Source organism: Candidatus Cardinium sp. cByotN1 (assembly GCF_022810525.1).
Taxonomy (GTDB): domain Bacteria; phylum Bacteroidota; class Bacteroidia; order Cytophagales; family Amoebophilaceae; genus Cardinium.
Genome location: NZ_JAACGG010000057.1, coordinates 1 through 2,296 on the forward strand (window position 1 = coordinate 1; position 2,296 = coordinate 2,296).

2 protein-coding genes are annotated in these 2,296 nt (G+C 36.1%); both read left to right on the plus strand.

From position 1 onward, the window contains the following. Window positions 1-234: 234 nt before the first annotated feature. Complete coding sequence (locus MUW73_RS01680) at window positions 235-993, plus strand: ankyrin repeat domain-containing protein (protein ID WP_243018283.1); 759 nt, start codon at window positions 235-237, stop codon at window positions 991-993. Then, a complete protein-coding gene (locus MUW73_RS01685; RefSeq protein ID WP_320411677.1) occupies window positions 968-1,429 on the plus strand; it encodes an ankyrin repeat domain-containing protein in 462 nt (153 codons plus the stop codon). The genes MUW73_RS01680 and MUW73_RS01685 overlap by 26 nt, the downstream gene beginning before the upstream one ends. The last annotated feature ends 867 nt before the right edge of the window (window positions 1,430-2,296 follow it).

The following is a 2,296-nucleotide window of genomic DNA, read 5'->3' on the forward strand; positions in this document are numbered from 1 at the left end:
TATTTGCAATTGTATTTATTTTTTATTAATAATATAAGTCCGGGGTTAAATCATTAAAGGATCCATTAAGAGAGGATCCCTAGCATTCCCTTACAGATGGGTCTGATTATTTTTTTGCCTTATTATAAAGTTCAAAAGATAAAAAAATAGATGGCATGTGGCATATCCATTGCATCGAAATCATTCTGCCTGCTTAGTGGTCATTAATAAAAAAACAAATAAAACATCAATGTCATGAAAAAGTACACATCCTACAAAGTAGGCCTATTCATTAGCTTATTAGGCTTTGGCACCTTAACTTCTTGTGTGAGCAACACGTTGCCTTCTTATGCCAACAACAGAAGGCTAGGATCAGGTTATTCTTGTTATGGTTTGCAAAAAGGCTGTGAGAGACACAAAGGTAAAATTTTCATAGGGGCGGGGTTGGGGTTAACAGCTTCTACTATTATTGCTTTAATATGCTATTATGGGAAGGCCCTATCTACTAGCCTTTTTACTACTGGTACTTGCTTAGTTATAGTTACTCCTGCTGGAGAAAATATTATGCTACCTAAATGGAATATTGCGGCTAATAAGGAACATCAGATAGAGGAGCTTACAAGATCCGTTTATAAGGCGATAGAAAGTGGTACACAAAAATGGGATAAGGCTGATAGTAGCCTGATAGATCAGTTTACACAAGATATTAATGATACCATGACAAAGTTCATAGGAAAACAGAAACTAAAATATACTAATAATTTTGCAGTCCCATACACTATTAGTGATCCTAAGGTTTTAGATGAAGAAACGCTTGAAAACATCGATGAAGAAACGCTTGAAAACATCAAGGAGGCTCGTTGTGACTTAGATCTTATAAAATGTTTGATTAACAAAGGTGTAGATCCAAATGCAAAGAATTCAGAAGGGAGTTCGTTACTGACGCCTGCGGTAATTTACAACAATAAAGACGCCCTTAAATTCTTATATAGAAGAAAAGAAAGCCAATGTTGAAAAAGCAGATAACGCTGCTGCTGAAGCAGGCGTAAATTCCCTTCTAGGGTTAGCCCTAGTACTAGGGAACAATGATATCGCTAATTATTTAATAGATAATGGGTCGAATCTTAAGTTTGTTAACAAAAAGAATGGTATGACACTCCTAATGACTGCAGCATTGGTAGGTAATGTCGATATATTTAAACTATTACTAGAGAAAATAGAGAAAGATCGAATTATCTGCGCGAAAGATAAAGAAGGTAAGACTGTAAAAGATTATATAGAAGCACCCCTCATTATTAATGAAGAGCTTTATGACTCAAAGAAATGGTACGCTGGTTCTAACATAACTAAGGAGAGTAAGAACGATGATGTTAAAAAAGTGATGACAGAAAAAGTGAATAAAGTTATAGAAGACTTGCATCCACAACAGAAAAAATGCCCAGGTGCGTAACAAGCCTATAAAAGGTCCCTATCGCGCAATTGCAAAGCAGGCTATCTATAAGGCTATGAGTAAGGCTAGCTAAGAAGAGTGCGCCCTTGGAAGAAGCTGGGATCAGCAAGCATTGAAGCATCTATACACTAATGTGGCAAAAGTGGACCCAAAAACGCCCCTTGTAAAATAGTTGCGATCAGAAAGTGACCGTTACAACTGAAATAGAAAAACAGTTCAGAGGGAGGTTGAAGCGCGGATTCTGTTTTTCCAGTTGTAACGAGCACTTTCCGCAACTTTTTACACAGGGCTTGATTTTTTGGTTACTTTTTGATCAAGCAAAAAGTAGCATTAAAAAAGCCTTGCTTTCTGACTGCAAATTTTTACAAGGCCCGTTTTTTCTAGAACCGTTTTAGGTATAACCCCACCTCCGTGGGTGTGGGGCTAAGAAAACAACTTGGTTGTTCAGCAAATCAGTAAACCAGCTGTGACCCACAATCAATCCATGATTCCCTTTTTGGTAATAAAAATATCTAAGATCCTCCCTATACAACAGATTGGGTTGGTGAACCCACCCCCCCTCTATTTAAATAGATAACCATCCAGTAAACAATCACCAATACACAAATTAATCCAAGATATATAGACTGGGCAATCACCTTACAACTGTCATAAAATTCGCATTAGAATCCGAATAGAATAAAAATAGGAAAGTGTTTATTGGTTTTATATTCATTATTTACGCTATTTAAACGAGGCTAGCACTAAGATAACAGCCAACTATAACCTTTTAAAACTAGTTTTTAAACTAATTATGAGCTTAAAGCAGTAAAATATGCCTTGAACGCTTCTATTTTCTTATCGCGAATATATTTGCAATTGTATTTA